General features: G+C 63.0%; 21 protein-coding genes. 17 read left to right on the forward strand and 4 right to left on the reverse strand.

Translation table 11 applies throughout. From position 1 onward, the window contains the following. Positions 1-73 precede the first annotated feature (73 nt). Both P1U48_RS11395 and P1U48_RS11400 read left to right on the forward strand, forming a co-directional pair. Positions 74-1,621: an FGGY family carbohydrate kinase gene (locus P1U48_RS11395; protein ID WP_301069108.1), complete on the forward strand. Its 1,548-nt coding sequence runs from the start codon at positions 74-76 to the stop codon at positions 1,619-1,621. After that, positions 1,618-2,244, forward strand: a complete 627-nt coding sequence (locus tag P1U48_RS11400; protein WP_301069109.1) for a CDP-alcohol phosphatidyltransferase family protein — start codon at positions 1,618-1,620, stop codon at positions 2,242-2,244. The genes P1U48_RS11395 and P1U48_RS11400 overlap by 4 nt, the downstream gene beginning before the upstream one ends. Here P1U48_RS11400 and P1U48_RS11405 read toward each other — a convergent pair. Then, positions 2,192-3,016 (reverse strand): hypothetical protein, encoded by an 825-nt coding sequence (locus P1U48_RS11405; protein ID WP_301069110.1) that lies wholly within the window; start codon positions 3,014-3,016, stop codon positions 2,192-2,194. The genes P1U48_RS11400 and P1U48_RS11405 overlap by 53 nt on opposite strands. Before the next feature lie 257 nt (positions 3,017-3,273). Between P1U48_RS11405 and P1U48_RS11410 the strand changes: the two genes are divergently transcribed. From P1U48_RS11410 to P1U48_RS11460, 11 genes are all read left to right on the forward strand, one after another. Then, positions 3,274-4,401, forward strand: a complete 1,128-nt coding sequence (locus tag P1U48_RS11410) for a hypothetical protein (protein WP_301069111.1) — start codon at positions 3,274-3,276, stop codon at positions 4,399-4,401. A gap of 121 nt (positions 4,402-4,522) precedes the next feature. Continuing rightward, positions 4,523-6,190, forward strand: coding sequence for a cyclic peptide export ABC transporter (locus tag P1U48_RS11415; RefSeq protein ID WP_301069112.1), 1,668 nt, complete (start codon positions 4,523-4,525; stop codon positions 6,188-6,190). Positions 6,191-6,367: 177 nt separating this feature from the next. After that, positions 6,368-6,709: a hypothetical protein gene (locus P1U48_RS11420; RefSeq protein ID WP_301069113.1), complete on the forward strand. Its 342-nt coding sequence runs from the start codon at positions 6,368-6,370 to the stop codon at positions 6,707-6,709. A 25-nt stretch (positions 6,710-6,734) separates the two neighbouring features. Further along, complete coding sequence (locus P1U48_RS11425; RefSeq protein ID WP_301069114.1) at positions 6,735-8,936, forward strand: NosR/NirI family protein; 2,202 nt, start codon at positions 6,735-6,737, stop codon at positions 8,934-8,936. Further along, complete coding sequence (gene nosZ, locus P1U48_RS11430; protein WP_301069115.1) at positions 8,929-10,866, forward strand: TAT-dependent nitrous-oxide reductase; 1,938 nt, start codon at positions 8,929-8,931, stop codon at positions 10,864-10,866. Before P1U48_RS11425 ends, nosZ begins: the two co-directional genes overlap by 8 nt. Continuing rightward, positions 10,866-12,194, forward strand: a complete 1,329-nt coding sequence (locus P1U48_RS11435) for a nitrous oxide reductase family maturation protein NosD (RefSeq protein WP_301069116.1) — start codon at positions 10,866-10,868, stop codon at positions 12,192-12,194. Before nosZ ends, P1U48_RS11435 begins: the two co-directional genes overlap by 1 nt. Further along, positions 12,169-13,053 (forward strand): ABC transporter ATP-binding protein, encoded by an 885-nt coding sequence (locus P1U48_RS11440; protein WP_301069117.1) that lies wholly within the window; start codon positions 12,169-12,171, stop codon positions 13,051-13,053. Before P1U48_RS11435 ends, P1U48_RS11440 begins: the two co-directional genes overlap by 26 nt. Further along, positions 13,053-13,880, forward strand: a complete 828-nt coding sequence (locus P1U48_RS11445; protein ID WP_301069118.1) for an ABC transporter permease subunit — start codon at positions 13,053-13,055, stop codon at positions 13,878-13,880. Before P1U48_RS11440 ends, P1U48_RS11445 begins: the two co-directional genes overlap by 1 nt. Further along, on the forward strand, positions 13,877-14,455 hold the full coding sequence (locus tag P1U48_RS11450) for a nitrous oxide reductase accessory protein NosL (RefSeq protein ID WP_301069119.1): 579 nt from the start codon (positions 13,877-13,879) through the stop codon (positions 14,453-14,455). Before P1U48_RS11445 ends, P1U48_RS11450 begins: the two co-directional genes overlap by 4 nt. A 1-nt stretch (position 14,456) precedes the next feature. Further along, the gene (locus P1U48_RS11455) at positions 14,457-15,386 is read left to right on the forward strand and encodes an FAD:protein FMN transferase (protein WP_301069120.1); all 930 of its coding nucleotides are present in this window, start codon (positions 14,457-14,459) and stop codon (positions 15,384-15,386) included. 15 nt (positions 15,387-15,401) lie between these two features. Further along, positions 15,402-15,821, forward strand: coding sequence for a cytochrome C (locus tag P1U48_RS11460; RefSeq protein ID WP_301069121.1), 420 nt, complete (start codon positions 15,402-15,404; stop codon positions 15,819-15,821). A gap of 26 nt (positions 15,822-15,847) precedes the next feature. Here P1U48_RS11460 and P1U48_RS11465 read toward each other — a convergent pair whose 3' ends face one another. Next, a complete protein-coding gene (locus tag P1U48_RS11465; protein WP_301069122.1) occupies positions 15,848-17,044 on the reverse strand; it encodes an NnrS family protein in 1,197 nt (398 codons plus the stop codon). 150 nt (positions 17,045-17,194) lie between these two features. Here P1U48_RS11465 and P1U48_RS11470 point away from each other — a divergent pair, with 150 nt between their 5' ends. Further along, positions 17,195-17,887 (forward strand): Crp/Fnr family transcriptional regulator, encoded by a 693-nt coding sequence (locus P1U48_RS11470; RefSeq protein ID WP_301069123.1) that lies wholly within the window; start codon positions 17,195-17,197, stop codon positions 17,885-17,887. Between the two features lie 157 nt (positions 17,888-18,044). Here P1U48_RS11470 and P1U48_RS11475 read toward each other — a convergent pair whose 3' ends face one another. Further along, the gene (locus tag P1U48_RS11475; protein WP_301069124.1) at positions 18,045-19,481 is read right to left on the reverse strand and encodes an aldehyde dehydrogenase family protein; all 1,437 of its coding nucleotides are present in this window, start codon (positions 19,479-19,481) and stop codon (positions 18,045-18,047) included. A 172-nt stretch (positions 19,482-19,653) separates the two neighbouring features. On the opposite strand from P1U48_RS11475, the gene P1U48_RS11480 reads away from it, so the two are divergent. Continuing rightward, a complete protein-coding gene (locus tag P1U48_RS11480; protein ID WP_301069125.1) occupies positions 19,654-20,307 on the forward strand; it encodes a peroxiredoxin in 654 nt (217 codons plus the stop codon). 22 nt (positions 20,308-20,329) lie between these two features. Here P1U48_RS11480 and P1U48_RS11485 read toward each other — a convergent pair whose 3' ends face one another. Continuing rightward, positions 20,330-20,971, reverse strand: a complete 642-nt coding sequence (locus tag P1U48_RS11485) for a Pr6Pr family membrane protein (protein ID WP_301069126.1) — start codon at positions 20,969-20,971, stop codon at positions 20,330-20,332. 76 nt (positions 20,972-21,047) lie between these two features. Between P1U48_RS11485 and recO the strand changes: the two genes are divergently transcribed. Together recO and P1U48_RS11495 are read left to right on the forward strand one after the other, a co-directional pair. Next, positions 21,048-21,779: a DNA repair protein RecO gene (gene recO, locus P1U48_RS11490; RefSeq protein WP_301069127.1), complete on the forward strand. Its 732-nt coding sequence runs from the start codon at positions 21,048-21,050 to the stop codon at positions 21,777-21,779. A gap of 107 nt (positions 21,780-21,886) precedes the next feature. Continuing rightward, positions 21,887-22,687: an alpha/beta fold hydrolase gene (locus P1U48_RS11495; RefSeq protein WP_301069128.1), complete on the forward strand. Its 801-nt coding sequence runs from the start codon at positions 21,887-21,889 to the stop codon at positions 22,685-22,687. The last annotated feature ends 75 nt before the right edge of the window (positions 22,688-22,762 follow it).

Here is a 22,762-nt window from a genome sequence, read left to right on the forward strand (position 1 = left end):
TGCTGCATTTCGCCTGCCATGGCACAACCTCCGGGCCTGAAACAGCAGGTGTAGGGACAGAAAGAACGCCGGAATGAGCCAGGGAGAGCTGATCATCGCCGCCGATTTCGGCACGTCGGGCGTCAAGCTGGGTGTGGTGGGTGAAGGCATGTCGCTGTTGGCCCGCCGGGTCGAACACTATCCAATCCAGCTCGCCTCGGGCGGGGTGGCCGAACAGCGCCCCGAAGATTGGTGGGCGGCGTTGGCCCGTGGTCTGTCGGCGCTTGAGGCCGAGCTTCCCGGCACCCTGTCACAGGCCGGTGCGCTGGTGTTCTCGGCGCAGATGTGTGGCGTCACCTGTGTCGATGCCGACGGTGTGCCGCTGCGACCCTGCATCATCTGGCAGGACACGCGCGCCGGCGATATTGCCCGCAGGCTGGTCGGTGGTTTCCCGGAGGCGTTGGGATACAACCTGAACCGCCTGGCGCGCTGGATCCGGATTGCCAATGGCGCCCCGGCCAAGAACGGCATGGATCCAATCGCCAAGATGCATTTCCTGATGCGCAACGAGCCGGAGATCTGGGCGAAGACCCACCGCACCCTGGATGTGAAGGATTGGCTGATCCACCGCGCCACCGGCCGGTTTGTCACCACCGCCGACAGCGCCAATGTGACCTGGCTGATGGACACCCGCCCGGGCCGTGAAGGCTGGTCCAAGGCTCTGTCAAAGATGACGGGCATGCCGCTGGACAAGTTGCCCGAGATTGTTGATGGCAGCGATGTGGTCGGGGTTCTGACCCCGCGTGCCGCCGCCGAGCTGGGCCTGCCCGCCGATCTGCCGGTGGTCGCCGGCGGCGGCGATGTCACCGCGACGGCGCTGGGATCAGGCGCGGTGGCCGACGGGGCGCTGCATCTCTGCATCTCGACTTCGGCTTGGGTCAGCGGCTTTTTTCCGCGCCGGATTCTCAGTGTGCCCAGCTCTTTCGCGACGGTGGCCAGCAGTGCGGGCAATCGCCCGCTGCTGATCGCCACCCAGGAAAGCGCCGGATCGGCTCTGGAATGGGTGGCGCGGCTGATGGGCTATGGCGCGCAGCCGGATCTGGTCGCCGCCTTTGGCGATCCTGGCGACTGGCGCGAGGATGATCCGTTTCTGATCCCGTGGTTTGCGGGCGAGAGGGTGCCGGTCGACAATGACACGCTGCGCGGGGTGATTCACGGGCTGTCGATTGACCATGACCGCAACGCGGTCGCGCGCGCCGCCATCGAAGGCGTCGCGCTGAACCTGCGCTGGGCCCATGAGGCGGTGGCCAAGAAGCCGGGAGTCAAGCTTGACGGGCCCTTGCCGCTGGTCGGCGGCGGCGCCACCAACCCGGTGCTGGCGCAATGCGTTGCCGACGCGCTGAACCGTGAGGTGACCACCGGCGAAAGCCAGTTCGCCGGGGTGCTGGGCACCGCCGCGCTGGCCGCCCCGGCGATGGGCTGGGATCCGGATGTCTGGCATGCGGCGGCGCGGCTGTCCGACCGGGTGCAGGCGCGGTATCTGCCGTTGCCGGACCGTCACGAGATGATCGAACGTCGCTATGCCCGTCTGCGCAAGCTGCGGAAAACCATGGTGAAAACCTTTCCTGGGAGCGCGGCATGATTGATGGGTTGATCAAACATATTCTTGATCCGTTGTGGGAAAAGGCCTCGACTCCGCTGGTGCGGGCCGGTTTGACGCCGAACCAGGTGACGTTGACCGGGCTGGCGTTGATCATCGCCGGATCCGGGCTTTACCTCTGGCACCGCCTGGATCTGGTGTTCGGACTGTGGCTGGCGGTGTCCTATGCCTTTGACGCGCTCGACGGTGCGGTGGCGCGACGGCGCGACATGCGATCAAAGGCGGGCGGCTATCTGGATGCGATGGTCGACCGCTATCAGGAATTGATCGTTCTGGGGGCGATTGCCTGGGTGCATGATCTGTGGCCGCTGGCGCTGTTGACCTTCGCCGGGTCGGTCATCACCTCTTATGCCAAGGCGCGCACCGCGCTTGAGGCGGATGTTTCGAACGATGGCTGGCCGGAATTGTTCGAACGGCTTGAGCGGATCATCTACACCTGCGTGCTGCTGGTCGCCGCCGGGCTGGTGCCGGAGGGCTGGGTTGCCTCCGTGATGGTCTGGGGCATGGCGCTGTTCGCGGCGCTGACCAACCTGACCGCCCTGCAACGTGGGGTCAGGGCGTTTGGGTTGCTGGCGCAGATCGACCGTGAAGGTGGCGCAGAATAATCCGCGCGAAATCCACCGCATGCAAAAGCGCCAGGTTCAGCACCAGGATCAGCACCACCACCTCGGTCAGCACATAGGCCTGATACAGCGACGGCGTGTGGTATGAGGTGTCTTTCAGGATGAACAAGGCCAGATAGGTCAGGGTCGCGATGATCGCAGCCACACAGGCGACGATCCGCAGTCGCGCCGCCGTCGGTTCGATCAGCCCGCGCTGCCGCATGCTCTGATCGTGACGGATCAGGGTCAGCACCGCGAGATTGGTCATCAGCCCGACGATCTGCGCCAAGGCGGCAGAGATGAACAACATGTAACTGCCGATCATATGGATGCTGTTGGCATGGCCAATCCGGAACACCGACAGCAGGATCAGCCCGAGGGCGATCGGCGGTTGCAGCACGATATAGAAGTTCGACCAGATTTGCAGCCGTCTGCGATCGGCGACATCGGCGGCCGGGGTGGCATGGACGGAGCGGGTATAGAGCATCGCGACGATGATCCCGAGGACGAACAGCTCGACCGCGACCAGGGCGATCCAGAGCGAAAACGGGTCGCCGATGCTCGGCTCGGAAATCGCGCGGCTGATGGTTGGCGGCTTGCGCAGCGATTCTTCGGGAAACAGGGCGATCCATTCGATTCGGGCGCGAATGATCCAATAGGCAACGATGGGCGAGGCCGACAGGCTGAGCGCCAGGCCAATCGCCGCCAAGGGCCAGGCCATATGTGCCGGTTTCGGCGAACTGGCCTCGGCCAGGGTTGAATGATTTGCCTGCATGGTGCTGGCTCCTGTCCGATTGCCCATTCGCAGATGCGTTTTGCGACAAACCGGTGGCCAACAAAACCCCATCTGGGCGAGATCTCGCCGCCTATTTGTAATATTGGGAAGTGTTTTGGCCGGATGGCGACGTTGGCCGCGCTGCCGGCTGCCCACAGGCTTGCAATCCGTTCCCTTGCTTGTCAAACCCCGGCCTGATGACGGGCGCCGCCCGGGGCCTGAACCCGCTGGCGCCGACCGGAACAGGAGTTTGGGCTGTGAGCACGATTTTTTGGGCCTTGGGCGGGCTCGCCCTGATCCTGGGGCTGGCAACGTTTGTGGTGCTCTGGATGCACTACCCGTTCCGCAAATGGGTGCGGCGCAAGCTGGACCTGACCTGGAATCAGCGGGCCCGGGTGGCCGAGTTTTCGCCGGCTCGAATCGCGGCGGAAGAGGCGGACATGTTCATCTCTTCAACGGTGATGCGCGACGCCTGCGACATCATCTGGGACGAGTTCGACGAAGAGGCGCCGGCAAATCTGTGCAATCCGCATCCCGAAGGCACGGTGATCTGGGTCAATACCAAGCTGATGCCCAGGTTCATCCAGGAATTCCTGCCCCGGATGCAGTCGAAATTCGTCCTTGCCTCGGCCCGGGAAAACAACCCGGTGCGCTTGTTCGATATCGACAAGGTGCTGGCCAATGACAATATGCTGTGCTGGTTCGTCGAGAATTACGAATTTTCGCCGCATTACATCGACACCGGCCGGGTCGTGCCACTGCCGCTGGGGATGAATTACCACAAGCTTGATCCCAACAGCCCGAACCGTGCGGGCGATATGGGGGCGGCGGCCCTGCCGGGGGCGCAACAGGCGCAGATGAAAACGATCCGCGACGAAATCGCGCCGATCCGCGAACGCCCGCTCAAGGTCTACTGCAATTTCCAGCTGAACATGGACACTTTCCTGCGCCACCCGCATGCGATCCCGCGCGCCGAGGCAAGGGCAGAAGCGATTGCGGTGCTCAAAGACAGCCCGTTGGCGATCATTGAACCGCGCCAGACCACCCGCAACGATGTCTGGCGGCGCAAGAAAGAAGCGGTGTTCGAGGCCAGCCCGCGCGGCAATTCGATTGATTGCCACCGGACCTGGGAGGCCCTGCTGCTGAAATCCATCCCGATCGTGAAAACCTCGCTGATGGATCCGATCTACAAGGGGCTGCCGGTGGCCATCGTGCAGGACTGGAACGAGGTCACCGAGGAACGGTTGGCCCAGTGGTTGGAGGAATTCGCGCCCTGGTTCGACCAGCCGCTGCCGCCGGAATTGTTCTCGAACCACTGGATCGCGCGGATGCACAGCTGGAAACCAGAAGACGCCCGGCCGCAGTTGGCGGGCCACGGCGTCTAGGCGCCGCAGCCAGCCTCTGACTGCTTCTATTCGCCGGATGCGGGGTGTATGTAGTCGCCTCAGACGGGTCCATCAGGGCCATTCCATTCAATCCGGGCGCGGCCCGAACGATACAGGTAACATGCTGAATTACGCCAAATTCGTCTGGAACAATATTCCGGGGCCGAAGATTTCGGTGCTGATCATGTCGGTTCTGGTTGGTCTGGCCAATGGCGCGATGCTGTCGGCGATCAACAACGCGATTTCGGCGCGGGTTGATGGCACCTTTGGCTGGACTTACCCGGCGGTGTTCGTTGCTGCGGTGCTGGCGTTTTTCTTTGGCGGTTATTTCGCGATGTTTCGGGCCACCGACATGGCCGAACGCTTTGTCGAACTGCTGCGCAAACGGATTGTCGATCAGGCCGGGCTGTCGTCTCTGCGTGAGGTCGAGGAATACGGCCGTGGCGAGATCTATGTTCACCTGACCCGCGACACCAGCACCGTCGGCATGGCGTCGATCCGCCTGGTGCACGCACTGCAATCAGGGGTCGTGGTGTTCTTTTGTCTGGCCTATCTGCTGTGGCTGTCGCCGATGGTGTTTCTGGTGACGTTGGTGCTGGTGGCCACAGGCGTCAAGCTGTTCTTTATGCAGGAACGCCATGCTCAGGTCTATCTGAACGAGGCCCGGGCGCAGGAGGCGGCGCTGTTCAGTGGCATTTCGGACATGCTGGACGGCTTCAAGGAAACCAAGCTGTCGCAATCCGTGGCGCGGGATCTGAACGCCAGCCTGAACCAGTCGTCGGCCAAGGCACGCGAGAATTTCGTCAAGGCCGAGTTCCTGTTCTACTCGACCACGATCGTGTCGAAATTCATGCTGTTCTCGCTGCTGGGGCTGATCGCCTTTCTGCCCGAACAATGGATCGGCGCGACCTCGGCGCTGGCGTTTCAAATCCTGGCGCTGCTGCTCTATCTGGTGCCGCCGCTGGAACAGCTGGTCGATCTGACCGGCCCCTATATGCGCGCCCAGGTGTCGTTGCAGAACCTCCAGAAACTTGAAGGCAAGCTGGCCGAAGAGGTGGTGGGCCGCGAGGTGGCGCTGGCCGAGGATGGCGCGTTGCAACTGCACCAGGTTGAGCTCGACTACCGCGACGCCGAGATCGGCACCACCTTTACCCTGGGGCCGCTGGATCTGCGCATCGAGCCGGGTGAGATTGTGTTCCTGGTCGGCGGCAATGGCTCTGGCAAGACCACGTTGATGAAGGTGCTGGCCGGGCTCTATGCGCCCGATCGGGGCAGGGTCAGCGTCGGCAATGTCGAATTGTCGCCGGATAATCGCGGCGCCTGGCGTGATCGGGTGGCCTCGGTGTTCCACGATTTCCACCTGTTCGATCAGGCCTTTGGCCTGGACGCCGAAAGCGCGCAGCCGCTGATTCAGGCTGAACTCGACAAGGTCGGGCTGTCGGACAAGGTGACGATCGGCGCCGATGGCGGCTTTTCCACCACCCGGCTGTCGACCGGCCAACGCAAGCGGCTGGCGCTGGTTCTGGCCCGGGCGCAACGCCGCCCGGTGCTGCTGATGGATGAATTCGGCGCTGAACAAGACCCGGAATTCCGCGCCTTTTTCTATACCGATTACCTTGAGGCGCTGCGTGCCGAAGGCGTCACCGTCATCGCCGTCACCCATGACGACCGCTATTTTGGAACCTGCGACCGGCTGATCAAGCTCGACCTCGGCCGGATCATATCGGACGGTCCGCCGGTCGAAGGGGTGGACGACGGTTTCGCGCTGCGCGAGGCGACACGCGGCTAACCGCTGCAAGGCGCCACCGCGCGGCGTGCTGGACATGATCCAAGATTTTTTCAGGAGTCTGCCATGCTAGTCTATGGTGTATTCTCGAAAACATTGTTCCAGATCAAACAGCGTTAAGACCCCGAGGTTAATATCTGCCTCATGAGCCGCCCCCTGATTCTGTCCTTTGGATGCCTGTTGATCGGATGCCTTCTGCTGGCGACATCCGTAGGCGGCTATCTGCGCACGGCACATGATCTTGCCCGGGCCGGACAGGTCAGCCTGGTGATCTGCGGTCAGGACGGCGCCAGTGTGGTGACGCTGGACCGGAACGGCACCCCGGTCTCACCCGGGCCTGCCACTTGCGATCATTGCGCCGACTGCTCGCTCATCGCGGATTTCGACCTGCCGGTGATTGCCGACCTCTCGCAGGCGGCGGATCCGGTGCAGGAGATTGCTTACGCTATTGTTGACACAATTCCGGTCACAAGCTCGGCTGGTTCCATGGCGCGTGGTCCGCCGGTTAAATCCAAGGTTTGATATGGTCTCTCTTCTGCGAAAATTGATGTTGTTGCGCCTGTTTGCGGCTGTGGTTCTGGCGATATTGGTCGGGATTCCGGCGAATCCGGCCCTGGCGCAAACCGACAAATCGGTTCTTTCCCAATTTATTTCCAAAGTTGCGCCCGGCGATCTGGTCGAGGGCAGCGACGCATTCGGCCCGATCCGGGACGATGTGCCGGTGGCGCCGCTGTTGCAGCGGGGCGTTGAGATCGGCCATGTCTTCATCACCTCGGATTTCGTGGGCACCACCGGCTATTCCGGCAAGCCGATTCACACCATGGTGGCCGTCGACAAGGACGCGCGGGTTCTGGGCGTCGAGCTGGTCAAGCATTCCGAACCGATCGTGCTGATCGGCATCCCCGACAGCAAGATCAAGGCGATGGTGCATGGTTACCGTGGTGTCGACCTTGTGGCAGAGGCCAAGGCGCGTGGCTCTGCCCATGACCTGAACATCATTTCCGGCGCGACCGTGACGATCATGGTGATCGATGACGGGATCATCCGCGCCGGGTTGAAGGTCGCGCGCGCCCTTGGTCTGGGCGGCATGGAGGCCGAAGTCAAAGCCGACCACAGTTTCGAGATCGACCCGGAGGCGACGGCCCCGGCAAGCTGGATGACGATGGAGGGTGACGGCACGATCCGCCGCCTGTCGCTGGATGTCGGGCAGGTCAACGCCGCCTTCGCCGCGATGGACGATCCGCGCGCCGCCAAGCGCGCTCTGAAAGAGCCGCCCGAGACCACCTTTATCGACATGCAGACCGCGCTGGTCAGCGTGCCGGGGATCGGGCTGGCGATTCTGGGCGAGGCTGAAAATGCCAACCTTCGCGACTGGCTGGAGCCGGGCGACGAGGCCATCGCGATCGTCGGGCGCGGGCTCTATTCCTTCAAGGGGTCGGGCTATGTGCGCGGCGGGATCTTTGACCGGATCGTGCTGATCCAGGACGATGTGACGGTGCGGTTCCGCGACCGTGGCCATCGCCGCATCGGCGATATCGTTGCCGAGGGCGCGCCGGAATTCACCGAGCGTGACCTGTTCAAGATCCCTGCGGACAGCGGCTTTGATCCGACCCGGCCATTCCGGATTCAACTGCTGGTTCACCGCGAGGTCGCGGCCATCGAAAAGGTCTTTACCACCTTTGACCTGGGCTATCAGCTGCCGCCGCAATACCAGCGCAAGAGCGCGGCCGCTGCTGCCAGCGAACCGAGTGCTGCACCGCAGGCCGAGGAGGATGCGCAATCCGCGCTCTGGAAACGGATCTGGCAGGACAAGACCCCGGAAATTATCGGGCTGCTGGCGATGCTGGGGGTGCTGACCCTGGTGTTCTTCTTTCAGCATTTCGCCACCCGCTCGGCACGGTTCTATTTCTGGTTCCGGATGTCGTTCCTGACCGTCACCCTGGTGTTCCTCGGCTTTTATGCCAATGCCCAGCTTTCGGTGGTCAACCTGATGGCGCTGTTCGGCGCGCTGGTCACCGATTTCAGCTGGCAGGCCTTCCTGCTCGATCCGCTGACCTTCATCCTCTGGTTCGCGGTCGCCACCGCGCTGCTGTTCTGGGGGCGCGGCGCCTATTGCGGCTGGCTCTGCCCGTTCGGGGCGTTGCAAGAGCTGACCAACCGCATTGGCCGGGCCCTGCATATCCCGCAGATCGAACTTCCCTGGGGCCTGCATGAACGGCTGTGGCCGATCAAATACATGATCTTTCTCGGGCTGTTCGGCACCTCGCTTTATTCCATCGAACAGGCCGAACACCTGGCCGAGGTGGAGCCGTTCAAGACCGCGATCATCCTGAAATTCATGCGCGCCTGGCCTTTCGTCGCCTATGTTATCGCGCTGTTGGTGGCCGGGCTGTTTGTCGAGCGGTTCTTCTGCCGCTACCTCTGCCCCTTGGGCGCGGCGCTGGCGATCCCGGCACGGCTGCGGATGTTTGACTGGCTGAAGCGCTACCACGAATGCGGCAACCCCTGCCAAACCTGCGCCAATGAATGCCCGGTGGATGCAATCCACCCGACCGGCGAGATCAACCCGAACGAATGCATCAACTGTCTGCATTGCCAGGTTCTGTACCAATCCGAGGCGAAATGCCCGGTGGTGATCAAAAAGATGAAACGGCGCGCGCGGGTGGGATCCCCCGATGCCGCGCTGAATCCGCAGATTTCGAACCATCCCAACCTGAAGAACTCAAGAAAGGAGCTTCAAGATGTCTGAACAAGAGAAACGAGGCCTAAGTCGGCGCGGTTTCATGGGCGCCAGCGCGACCGGGGCAGCGATGCTCGGCGGTGCAGGCGGCAAGCTCGGTCTTCTGGGCGGCGCGGCTGTTGTAACGGCGGCTTCGGCCACAGCAGCAGCAGCGCAGGCCAAGGACCACCTCACCCCGGCACCGGGCGAGTTGGACGATTATTACGGTTTCTGGTCCTCGGGCCAGTCCGGCGAAATGCGCATCCTGGGCTTCCCCTCGATGCGGGAATTGATGCGAGTGCCGGTGTTCAACCGCTGCTCGGCCACCGGCTGGGGCCAGACCAACGAAAGCCTGAAGATTCTGACCCAGGACATGCAGCCGCAGACCAAGGAATATCTGGCGGCCCAGGGCAAGAAGGTGCACGACAACGGCGACCTTCACCACCCGCATATGTCCTTCACCGATGGCACCTATGACGGGCGCTTCATCTTCATGAACGACAAGGCCAATACCCGCGTTGCGCGGGTGCGCTGCGACGTGATGAAATGCGACCGGATCATCGACATTCCCAACGCCAAGGCGATCCACGGCCTGCGGCCACAGAAGTTCCCGCGCACCGGCTATGTCTTTGCCAACGGCGAAGACGAGGTGCCGATGGTCAATGACGGCAAGATCCTGGACGAGCCGGAAAAATACGTGAACTTTTTCACCGCCATTGACGGCGACACGATGGAGATCGCCTGGCAGGTGATGGTCTCGGGCAACCTTGACAACACCGACTGCGATTACCAGGGCAAATACGCCTTCTCGACCTCCTACAACTCGGAAATGGGCATGACCCTGCCCGAGATGATGGAGGCAGAGCGTGACCATGTCGTGATCTTCAACCTTGCCGAGATCGAGAAGGGCATCGAGGCCGGTGACTATATCGAGCTGAACGGCGTCAAGGTGATCGACGGGCGCAAGGAGAAGAACAAGAACTACACCCGCTATGTGCCGATCCCCAACAGCCCGCACGGCATCAACACCGCGCCCGACATGAAACACGTCGTGGTCAACGGCAAGCTGTCGCCGACCTGTTCGGTGCTGGATGTCACCAAGTTCGACGCGCTGTTTGAATCGGATGTGGACCCGCGGTCGGTTGTCGTGGCCGAGCCGGAACTGGGCCTTGGCCCGCTGCACACCGCGTTCGATGGCAAGGGGTTTGCCTATACGACGCTGTTCCTGGACAGTCAGATCGTGAAGTGGGACATGGCCAAGGCCGTCGAGGCCTATGCCGGTGCCGACGTCGATCCGATCATATCCAAGGTCGATGTGCATTATCAGCCCGGTCACAACCACACCACCATGGGCGAAACCAAGGAGGCCGATGGCAACTGGCTGATCTCGCTCAACAAGTTCTCCAAGGACCGGTTCATCAACGTCGGCCCGCTGAAGCCCGAGAACGAGCAGGTCATCGATATCTCGACCGATGACATGAAGGTGGTTCACGACGGCCCGACCTTTGCCGAACCGCATGACGTGATCCTGGTGCGGCGCGACATCGTCAACCCGGTCAATGTCTGGGACCGCAACGATCCGATGTGGGCCGACACGCGCGCGCAGGCCGAGGCCGACGGCATTGATCTTGATGATTATCAGGACAGTGTGATCCGCGACGGCAACAAGGTCCGGGTCTATATGAGCAGCCAGGCACCTGAGTTCAGCCTGTCGCAGTTCACGGTGAAGCAAGGCGACGAGGTGACGGTCATTGTCACCAACCTGGATGACATCGACGACCTGACCCACGGCTTCACGCTGAACAACCACGGCGTGGCGATGGAAATCGGGCCGCAGGCGACGTCCTCGGTCACCTTCATCGCGGCAAAACCCGGGGTCTACTGGTACTATTGCCAGTGGTTCTGCCACGCGCTGCACATGGAAATGCGCGGCCGTATGCTTGTGGAACCCAAAGCCTGATGAAACGCCTCGTCTCCCTTGCGTTGGTATTGATCCTGGCCGGCTTGCCCACATGGGCGGCCAGGATCGATCTGCAGCCTGCAGAGGGCGCCTTGTCGCGCGCCCTGCAGGCGGCGCGTCCGGGGGATGAGATCGTTCTTGCACCGGGCCATTATGCTGGCCCGGTGCGCATCGAAATTTCTTTGACCCTGACCGGCGGTCCCGGCGTGGTCATCGACGGTGGCGGCATCGGATCGGTGATCACGGTGGATGCGGCCGATGTGACGGTTCAATCCCTGACACTGATCAATTCAGGCCGGGTGCATGAACCCATCGACGCCGGGATCAAGCTGACCCAAAAGGCCCGCCGGGCGCAGGTTCTGGACAACGAGCTGAGCGGCAATCTGGTGGGAATCGACATTCACGGTGCCCGCGATGCACTGGTCAAAGGCAATCGCATCATCGGCCTGCAACTCAGGCGGATGAATGATCGTGGCAACGGCATCTACGTCTGGAACGCGCCCGGTTCTATTGTCGAGGATAACGAGATCCGCTTTGGCCGCGACGGGATTTTTTCCAACGTTTCCAAACGCAACATCTATCGCGGCAACCTGATGCGCGACCTGCGCTTTGCCGTGCATTACATGTCCACCAACGACAGCGAGGTGTCGGACAACGTCTCGATCGGCAACCACCTCGGCTTTGCGATGATGTATTCCGACCGGATCGTGGCGCGGGACAATATCTCGATCAACGACCGTGATTACGGGGTGATGCTGAACTACGCCAATCAATCCGATATCTTTGCCAACCAGGTCATCGGCGGCGCGAAGAAATGCACCTTTGTCTATAATTCGCACCGCAACCTGATCGCCGAAAACCGCTTTGACGGCTGCGATATCGGCATTCACTTCACCGCTGGCTCAGAGCGCAACACGATCACCGGCAATGCCTTTGTCGGCAACCGGACCCAGGTCAAATATGTCGGCACCCGCGATGTCGAGTGGAGCTTTGACGGCCGTGGCAATTTCTGGTCGGACCATCCCTCGTTTGACCTGAACGGCGACAGCCGCGCCGACAGTGCCTATCGGCCCAATGACCTGATGGATCACATCCTGTGGTCGCAGCCCGCCGCCAAGCTGCTGATCGGCACGCCAGCGGTGCAATTGGTGCGCTGGAGCCAGGAACAATTTCCCGCCATCGCGCCCGGCGGCGTGGTCGACAGCCACCCGCTGATCGCCGCCCCGGATTTCGTGATCTCGCCGGACCTGATGTCATTCGCCCGCGCCACCGCGGGCCGGGGAAACGGAGCAAGCCAAGACGATGCTGCACATATCCAACCTGACTAAGCGCTATGGCGGTCAGATCGCGTTGGACTCTGTCGATCTGTCCATCGCGCCGGGCGAACGGGTGGCCCTGCTGGGCCATAACGGCGCCGGGAAGTCGACGCTGATGAAAATGGTTCTGGGCCTGCTGGCGCCCTCGGGCGGTGCGATCACGGTGGCTGGTCATGCGCCGGGGTCACGGGCCGCCCGCGACCTGACCGCCTATTTGCCGGAAAACATCGCGTTTCACCCGGCGCTGACCGGGCGCGAGCAAATTCGCCATTTCCTGCGCCTGCGCGGCCGCCCGGCATCCGAGGCCGATGGGCTGCTCGACAAGGTCGGGCTGGCGGATGCCGCGCGGCAGCGGATCGGCACCTATTCCAAAGGCATGCGCCAGCGCGTCGGCCTGGCGCAGGCGCTGATCGGTCGCGCGGCGCTGATGGTGCTGGACGAACCGACCTCCGGGCTCGATCCGGTGTCGCGACGGGAATTCTATGCCCTGCTGGACGACCTGGCGGCAAACGGCACCGCCATCCTGATGTCCTCGCATGCGCTGTCCGAAGTCGAGGTGCGCACCGATCGCATTGCCATCCTGTCCAAGGGCCGCAAGGTCGCCGATGGATCGCTCAGCGCCCTGCGCGCCGCGGCGGCGCTGCCGTTGACGGTGCAGCTGCGCCCGCAACCGGGGCAGGCGGCACAATTGGCGGCGACCTTCCCCGAGGCTCGGCAGATTGGCGAGATCCTGACACTGGCCTGCGCCCAGTCCGACAAATCCGAGATCCTGAGCCGGATCGCCGCCCGCCGCACATTGATCGAGGATTTCGATTTCTTGCCTCCCAGCCTGGATGACATCTATGTCCAGATCAGCCGGAGTGCGGCGTGATGTTGACGCGGATCCTTTCGACATTCGGCATCGAGTTCGCCATCGCCCTGCGCAACCGCTGGCTCAGCATTGCGGTGGTGATGATGGTGCTGTTCTCGCTGGTCCTGTCGGTGGCCGGGTCGGCGCCCTCCGGTGAATTTGGCGCGGACCGGCTGTCGCTCACCGTTGCCAGCCTGACCTCGCTCTCGGTCTATCTGATGCCGCTGATGGCGCTGATCATCTCTTTCGATGCCATTGCCGGCGAGGTCGAGCGTGGCACCCTGCCGCTCTACCTGGCCTATCCGGTCAGCCGGGGTGAGCTGCTGATTGGCAAGCTGGCGGCGCAGCTGGTGCTGATTTCCATCGCCGTCTGCCTTGGCTATGGCGTGGCGGCGGCGGTGGCCTTTTGGTTCAGCGGTGCCGAGGCCATTGCCGGGCTGCCCGCCTTATGGCGGCTGGTCTGGACCTCGATCCTGCTGGGCGCGGTGTTCCTGTCGCTGGGGCAGATGATCTCAAGCCTGGCGCGCCGCCCGTCTGGCGCGGCGGGCTTGGCCATCGGGCTTTGGCTGATTGCGGTGGTGCTCTATGATCTGGGCCTGTTGGCGGCGATTGTCGCCGATGACGGTGGCGCCTTTACCACCCGGGTGTTCCCTTGGTTGCTGGTCGCCAACCCTGCCGATGCGCTGCGGATTTACAATCTTGCGGCCTCTGACGCGGTCGGTGCGGCATCCGGTCTGGCGGGAGCGGCGCAATCCATCGCGCTGTGGAAACCGCTGGCCTCATTGCTGCTTTGGGTGATTCTGGCCTCGGGTCTGGCCCGGCTGGCCTTTGGGAGGGTGAAACCATGACAACCGGTCGTCTGAGGTCAGGCCTGCTGATCGCCGTCACCACGCTGCTGCTCGCGGGTTGCAAGGAGGACAGCGTCAGCCTGCCGCAACCGGTCGACATGTCGGCGGAGGCCGTGGGATTCTACTGTCAGATGGATCTGCTGAACCACGACGGACCCAAGGGGCAGATCCACCTGTCCGGGCTGCAGGCGCCGATCTTTTTTTCGCAGGTGCGCGACACCATCGCCTATCTCAACATGCCCGAGCAGAGCCACGCGGTGCTGGTCGCCTATGTTCAGGATATGTCGGGTGACGTAAGCTGGGCGCGGCCCGGCGGCTGGATCGCGGCCGACTCGGCCATATATGTGACCGGGTCCGCCATGATGGGCGGCATGGACGCCCCGGAATTCGTGCCGTTTTCCGATCCGGTCGCGGCAGCGGCATTTGCCCAGACCCATGGCGGCGTGCTGCGCCGCTTTGACGAGTTGGGATCGCAGGAGGCTGCCATCGGGGCGGTCGCCACGCCGGGTCCCGAAGATGACTCCAACATCGCCGACAGATTGCGCGCTCTGGCGCCCGCAGACAGGACCAATTGACATGAGCTTTTCCCATTCCTTTTCGCGTCGTCGCTTTCTCTCCTTCGCCTCCGCCGCCTGCCTTCTGGCTCCGGCCGCCTGGGCGTTTCAATGGCACGGCACGGCGCTGGGCGCCTCGGCACGGATCATCCTGGACCACCCGGATGCCGAACGCATCACTGAGCGGGCGCTGGCAGAGATCACCCGGCTGGAGAACATCTTCAGCCTGTATCGCGACCATTCCGAGATCACCCGGTTGAACGCTGATGGTCATCTCGACGCACCTTCGTTCGAGCTGCTGGATTGCCTGGCCATCGCCCGACAGGCGCATCGTGTGACTGGGGGGCGATTCGATCCGACCGTGCAGCCGCTCTGGCGGGTTCTTGCCGACGCCCATGTCGCCGGTCACCCGCCAAAAGCCGCGCAACTGGCGGCGGCCCGGCGCAGTATCGGCTTTGAAAAGCTGCACTTTGACAGCGCGTCGGTAGAACTGGCCGCAGGTCAGCAGCTGACCCTGAATGGCATTGCCCAGGGCTATATCGCTGACCGGATTGCGCTGCTGATGCGGGCCGAGGGGGTTGAGGATGTGCTGATCGATACCGGTGAAATCCTGGCCATGGGCGCGCCAAAAGGAAGTGACGCCTGGCCGGTGACGATTGTCGGTGAGGTCGAGGCCCGCGCGCTGAGCGGGCGCGCCCTGGCCACCTCGGCGCCGTTTGGCATGATGATTGATGCCGCCGGGCAGGTCGGGCATATATTGGACCCGCGCAGCGGCACGGCATTGGTCACGGATATTCGTCAGGTTTCGGTCAGTGCCCCACACGCGGCGCTGGCGGATGCGCTGTCAACTGGGCTTTGCGCCGCAAAAGATGTTACTGAAGCACGGCACTTGTTGCGAAATGTTAAAGACGCCATTCTGGAAAGCGTGCAAACAAGCGCTGATGCGATCTAAAACAGGAGAGATTTCATGAATCTGACGAAATTGTTCGGGGTTCTGCTGCTGGCGCCGATGCTGGCCAGCCCGGCGCTTGCCGGGGATGCGGCCAAGGGAGAATCCACCTTCAAACGCTGCAAGGCCTGCCATGCGATCACCGCCGCTGATGGCACCGCGATCGTCAAGGGCGGCAAGACCGGCCCGGACCTATTTGGTGTGATCGGCCGGGTAGTTGGCAGCGTCGAGGGCTTCAGATACGGCGATTCGATTGTGGCCGTCGGCGAAGCCGGCAACGTCTGGGACGAAGAGAATCTGGCCAAGTATGTCGCCGATCCCAAGGCGTGGCTGGCTGAGAAGCTGGACGATCCCAAGGCCAAGACCAATATGACCTTCAAACTGAAGAAGGGTGGCGATGACATGGCCGCCTATCTGGCCTCACTCGGGTCCTCCTGATCCAATCTGCGGGCGGCCCTTCCGATTCAGGAGGGGCGCGCCCGGGATGGCCGCTTGCGCCCCGGAGCGGGCAGCGCCAGCCAGGGCACCAGATGCCCCGCCAGAATTGCAAACCCCAAAGTCCAGAGCAGCGCCGCGATAGCAATCCCGTCGAGGCCCGCAATCGCGAGCTCCGGCAGTGCCGCCCGGGTGATCGCAGCGGCGCAGATCAGGCCAAAGGCCAGGGTCAGTGTCGGCCCGGCGATCAGCCCGCGCCCGGTGTGACCGAGGGTGGCGCGGATCATCACTGCAACCGTCATCCCGCCCATCGCGCCGATCCCCAACATATGCATCCCCGCCGCCAGTGGCAGCCAGTCAAACGCTGCCGCGCCAAGCAGCAACAGCCCAACCGCCAGAAAGCCATAGGCGACATGCAACATCAGCAACAGCGGCGAACGCCAGACCGCGGCCCCGCGCCAGCGTGACAGCCGGGCGAGATGCGCCAGCCCGCCGAGCCCCAGCAGCCCGCCGCTGACCGGAGATTGCGGCAACGCCACCCAGGTCAGCAATCCCACCGCACCCAGCGCAATCACCCAAGCGTCAAAGCGCCCGAACGGCACCGGCATCCGGCTGGCGCGGCGTTTGGCCAGCCAGTTGCGGGTAAAGCTGGGGATGATCCGCCCGCCGATCAGGGTGATCAGAAACAGCACCAGGGCCAGGCCCAGACGCCGGGCGATCACCGACTCGCCGCCGTTGATCACCTCGACATGGAATAGGATATTTGCCGCGCACAGCAGCCCGACGGGGACCACGACCTTGAGGTTGCGCCAATTCTTGCCGGCCACGATCTCGAACAGGATCATCGCGCCGATCGCCAGCAGAAAGCTGCTATCGACCAGCGCCACCCCGACCGGCCCCAGGGGCAGCAAACCCGCCAGTGCCAGCCGCCCGGCCAGCCACAGCAGTGACAGGCACAACAGCGGCCAGCCCCGGGTCGGCATCCGCCCGCTCCAGTTCGGCACCGCGGTGAACAGGAACCCGGCAATCACCGCAGCGGCATAGCCAAAGATCATCTCGTGAATGTGCCAATCGACTGACGGAAAGGAACTGGCGAGCGTCCAGTCGCCGCGCCAGACCAGCCACCAGATCGGCACCACGACCAGGCCGAACAGGCTGGCCGCCAGAAAGAACGGGCGAAACCCCATCGCCAAAATGGTCGGGCCCTCATAGGCGGCGCGTCTCATGGTCGACCACCTTTGCACTTGCGGCCCTGGGGTGCTAACGCAGACATGGCTCGGCTTTCTCCTGATCGTGTCGGGGTGGGTTTTCGCGGTTCAGACTACATCTGGATCACGGGCTTGTCGTTGACGTTCAACAAACTTGGCGAAGCATCAATGTCCAGGCTCGACGAAACCCAACTCGGGAAATTACCGCCGTTTTCCCGGCTCTCGCTGGTTGAGATCGGCGAAATTCTTGACCTGTCCAGCAGAAAGACCTGGGGCGAGGGCGACACGATTTTCGCGCAGGGGAATCCGGCGGACAGCTTCTATCTCCTGCTCGATGGCTCGATCCGGGTGCTGCGCCTGACGCCGGGCGGCGAACAGATCGTGCCCCTGCACATCCCGGCCGGTCAATTGTTCGGCATCGCCCCGGCGATGGGGCTGGAGGTCTATCCGGCCGATGCGATGGCTGCGGTCGATTGTGTCACGCTCAGCTGGCCGCGCCGGCATTGGTCGGATTTTGTCACCCGCTATGACGGCTTTGGTTCGGAAACCTGGCGCAGCATCGGCGCCCGGATGATAGAACTGCACGATCGCATCGAAGAGCTGTCGACCCGGGCCGTGGAACAGCGGGTCGCGGCGGTGGTGCTGCGGCTGGTGCGGCAATATGGCCGGAACGTCGAGGCGGGGATCGAGATCACCCTTCCGATCACCCGCGCCACCATCGCTGAAATGACCGGCACCACGCTGCACACGGTCAGCCGCCTGCTGTCGGGGTGGGAGAAGGACGGCATTGTCGCCAGCAAGCGCAAACATATCACGGTGACCGATGCGCATCGGCTGGTGATGATCGCCGAGGCCGGATAGCGCCGTCTAAACCGTTTGCAGCCGGGGGAGAGCTAAGGGCTGATCGGCGCATCAAGCGTTGTCGATTGCGATTGGACTCAGCGGTTTCAGGTCGGCGGCGATGAAAAAGGCCGCGACAGATGCCGCGGCCTTTCAACTGGTTTCTTGATGGTAAGGGTCAGAGCGTCCAGCCGGAAATCGCCTTGACCTCCATGAAGTCCTCGAGGCCCCAGATGCCGCCTTCGCGGCCATTTCCCGATGCTTTCATGCCGCCAAACGGGGCGCCGGGGCCGCGCGGCTTGCCGTTCATTTCGACCATGCCAGAGCGAAGTTTCAGCGACATCCGGTTGGCCCGGTCGCCATCGGTGGTCTGAACGTAGTTGGTCAGCCCGTAAGGCGTGTCATTGGCGATCTCGACGGCCTCTTCTTCGGTGTCGAAGGGGATGATCGACAGCACCGGGCCAAAGATCTCCTGGCGCGCGATGGTCATCTGGTTGTTCACATCGGCAAACACCGTCGGTTTGACAAAGAATCCGCGGTTCAGCCCGTCGGGCCGTCCGGTGCCACCGGCGACCAGCTTTGCGCCTTCGTCGATGCCCTTTTGGATCAGGTCCTGGATCTTGTTGAACTGGGATTCGTTCACCACCGGGCCGATGTGACGGCCATCCTCATGCGCCGAGCCGACGGTCACCGATTTGGCGATTTCGGCGGCGGCTTCGACGGATTTGTCGTAGATGCCCTTTTGCACAAGCATCCGCGACGGCGCGTTACAGGATTGACCGGAGTTGTTCATCATATGCAGCACGCCGCGCTTGATTGCCGCGTCGTCGGCATCGTCAAAGATCACGTTGGCGCCTTTGCCACCGAGCTCAAGATGCACCCGTTTCAGGGAGTCTGCCGCCGCTTTGGAAATCGCGATCCCGGCGCGGGTCGAGCCGGTAAAGCTGACCATGTCTACATCCTCGTGGGTGGTCAGCGCGGTGCCGACCCCGACGCCATCGCCGTTCACCAGGTTGAACACACCCTTGGGAAAGCCTGCCGCGTCGATGCATTCGGCAAAGATCAGTGCGTCCAGCGGGCTTTCCTCGGACGGTTTCAGGATCATCGTGCAGCCCGCGATCAGCGCCGCGATCACTTTGAGCGAAATCTGGTTCAGCGGCCAGTTCCACGGGGTGATCAGAGCGCAGACGCCAATCGCCTCATAGACGATGCGGGTGTCGGGGGATTGTTCGCTCAGCGGACGATTGAACTCAAACGCTTTGGCGGCACGGATGAAATTCTTGGTGTGGCCCATCCCGGCGCCAACCTGCGCGGTCCGTGCCAGCGCAATCGGCGCGCCCATTTCGCTCGACACCGCTTGGGCGATGTCTTCGGCCCGCGCCTGATAGGCCTCAAGGAATTTTTCGACCAGTGCGATCCGCGCTTCGGGTGCAGTCGCCATCCAGGCCGGGAACGCGGCCTTGGCGGCGGCGACGGCGGCGTCGACATCGGCCTGACCGCCCAGCGAGATCACCGCGCAGGCCTCTTCGGTCGAGGGGTCGATGACCGGATGGTCGCGCCCCTCAATCGGGTTGACCCAGGCACCGTTGATATAGAATTGCCGTTTCTCGATCATGATGGTTCTCCCTTGTCCATCGCGCAGCCGACCCAGCGGGCGGCGGTTTCGCGTTTCGGCGGCACTGTGTCACCCTCGGCTATTCTCTGCAAGGTGATCACAGGGGGGTGTATTCGACGCCCGTCCTGACTATTTAGGGCAATATCAACACGACCCAATGGATGAGGACATAATGGCTTTGCGTATCAACGACACGATTCCCGATCTGACCGTCGAAACCGATCAGGGTAGCCTTGCCCTGCACGAGTGGATTGGCGACTCCTGGGCGATTCTCTTTTCCCACCCCAAGGATTTCACCCCCGTCTGCACCACCGAATTCGGCGCAGTTGCGCAACTGGCCGATGAATGGGCCAAGCGCGGCACCAAGGTGATGGGGATTTCCGTCGACGGTGTCGAAGAGCACAAGAAATGGAAGGGCGACATTGAAAGCTTTGCCGGGGCCAAGGCCGGGTTCCCGATCATCGCCGACGATGACCTGAAGGTGGCCAAGGCCTTCGACATGCTGCCCGCCGATGCCTATATGCCCGATGGCCGCACCCCGGCGGATAGCCAGACCGTGCGGGCGGTGTTCATCATCTCGCCGGACAAGAAACTGCAATTGTCGATGACCTACCCGATGTCGGTGGGCCGCAACTTTGCCGAGGTGCTGCGCGCCCTGGACGGGCTGCAACGCACCTATCAGCAACCGCTGGCGACCCCGGCCAACTGGCAGGCCGGTCAGGACGTGATCGTGGCGCTGTCGCTTGACGATTCCGCCGCCGAGTCCAAGTTCGGCGCGCTGGACAAGAAACTGCCCTATCTGCGTTTCGCCAAGAACCCGGATTGATATCTATCCCGGACTCGCCCGCTCAATGGCGGGCGAGTCCACTTTTGGCCGCCGCTGCGGCGTCCGGCAATATCCGGGCCAACCGGATCAGCCCCACCTCCCCGACAAAGAACACCGCGCAGAGGGCAAGCGACCAGAGCGCCACCCCGGCCCAGCCGAGTCGCGTCGGATCGGTAAAGAAATAGGGGTATGTGCCATCGATCCCGCCGCGCCCCAGCGCATAGATCACATAGACCCCCGGCCAGATCAGCCAGAGCAGCGCGCTGCTGATCCGCAAACCCTGCCTGTCCGCTGCGGTCAGCCACCAGAGCAGAACCAGCCCCGGCACCAAGGCGTGCAGGCCGATATCGGCCCAGAACTCCAGCCCCTGTAACACCTGCGCCAGCAGCGCGTAATTCACCACGCCGACGATCACGATCCACAGGGTCAGCCCGGTGCTCCAGATCGGCCCCGGCATCTGCCGGGTCAGCGCGGCGTGGGTGAAGGTCGCCGCGACCAGCAGATTGGTCAGGATGGTAAAGAACCGCAGCAGCCGCCAGGCCACCCCAGCAATCCCGAGTTCCGGGTGTTTGTCGAGGCTGACCAGAAATTGCGCGCCCAGGCTGACCCAGGCCACAAGGGCGATCAGCAGGACCAGACACAAGCGGTGGCGCAACAACAGCATGGCACCAATGTCGCCGTATCTTGGACCCCGATGCAAGCCACTTGCGGCGCGCCCCGGACCGCCCGATGATCCGCCGATGGAATGGCGGGATCAGGGCATCGTGCTGGCGGTGCGGCGGCACGGCGAAAACGCAGCGATCGTCGAGGTGTTCACCCCCTCGCACGGGCGTCATGCAGGTATTGTCCGGGGCGGCACCTCGCGCAAGCTGACGCCGATCCTGCAACCCGGCGGGCAGATCGACATGGTCTGGCGGGCGCGGCTGGAGGATCACCTCGGCCATTTCACTGTCGAACCGGTGCGTTCCCGCGCGGCGGCGCTGTCTGACCGGATGGCGCTGGCCGGGCTGAACACGGTCTGTGCGCTGCTCAGCTTTTGCCTGCCCGAACGCGAGGCGCATCTGCCGCTCTACCAGCGCAGCGAGGCGCTTCTTGATCTGCTGGGCAATGACGATCTCTGGCCGCTGGCCTATCTGCGCTGGGAAATGGCGCTGCTTGACGAGATGGGCTTTGGCCTCGACCTCTCGGCCTGCGCCGTCATGGGGCGCAATATGCCGCTCGACTATGTGTCTCCGCGCACGGGGCGCGCGGTCTCGGCCGAAGGCGCGGGCGATTGGGCGGCCCGCCTGCTGCCGCTGCCGCCGGTGCTGTTGGGCCAGGGCGAGGCCCCGGATACCGAGATCGCCGAGGCGCTGCGCACCACGGGCCATTTCCTGCGCAACAAACTGGCGCCGCAGCTGGGGTCAAAGCCGCTGCCGGAGGCGCGGCAGCGGTATGTGGATTTGTTGCGGCGACGGGCTGGGACAGGTTAGCCGCTCGGCGCTTTCCGGGCAGATGCGGGCGTGTCCAGATGCCCGGCCCCTGGCGGTTCACCGATGATATTATTGACAGGTCAGGCGGGATATGACCGGTGTTGGACATGGAACCTTCAAAGTTGAACATCTTGTCGCGGCGGGCCGATACGGCCATTTCCGGCACGCCTCCGGTTCTGCTGGTGCACGGCGCCTGGCATGGGGCCTGGTGCTGGCAGGGTAATTTCCTGGAGTATTTTGCGGAGCAGGGCTTTGACACCTACGCGATGGATTTGCGCGGGCACGGGCAAAGCCCGGCGCGCAAGGCGATGCGCTGGAACCGGATGACGGATTATGTCGACGACATCCTCTCGGTCGTCGAAGGCTTTGAACAGCCACCGTTTGTGATCGGCCATTCCATGGGTGGATTTGCCTGTCAGCATCTGATGACACGCACGAAACACCTCTCCGGTATCGGGCTGTTGGCGACGGTGCCGCATTACGGGGCGATCAAGGCCACACTGAAAATCGCCAAGTCGCGCCCTTTGGATTTCCTGAAAGCGAATGCCCGGCTGTCGCTCTACCCGCTGGTCAGCGACCCGCTGAAGGCGGCGCATATGTTCCTGGACGAGGACACAGCCGAGCCGGATCGCATCGAATTCGGCAAGAAGATGATCGACGAATCCTATATGGCCTTCCTGGACATGCTGGTCCTGAAGCTGCCGCGCAAGCCGATCAGCGCGGTGCCGGTTGTGGTTGTCGGTGGCGCCAGGGACGGGCTTTTCTCGCCCGCATCGCAGCGGGCAACTGCGGGGCGCTATGGCGCGCAATGCCATATCCTGGCGGAGACAGCGCATGATGTGATGCTGTCAGAAAACTGGCTCATGGCTGCTGAGACCGTGCGTGACTGGATGTATGCGAGCAAGTGACCGGGGGGTGTTCCGCGCCCCGAAATCGCGACAACGGTAGGTGGAGATACTCACCCGCAGATCGAAGGACGCGGC

Origin of the sequence: Pseudooceanicola sp. (assembly GCF_029213205.1) — a bacterium.
In the GTDB taxonomy this organism is placed as follows: Bacteria; Pseudomonadota; Alphaproteobacteria; order Rhodobacterales; family Rhodobacteraceae; genus Pseudooceanicola.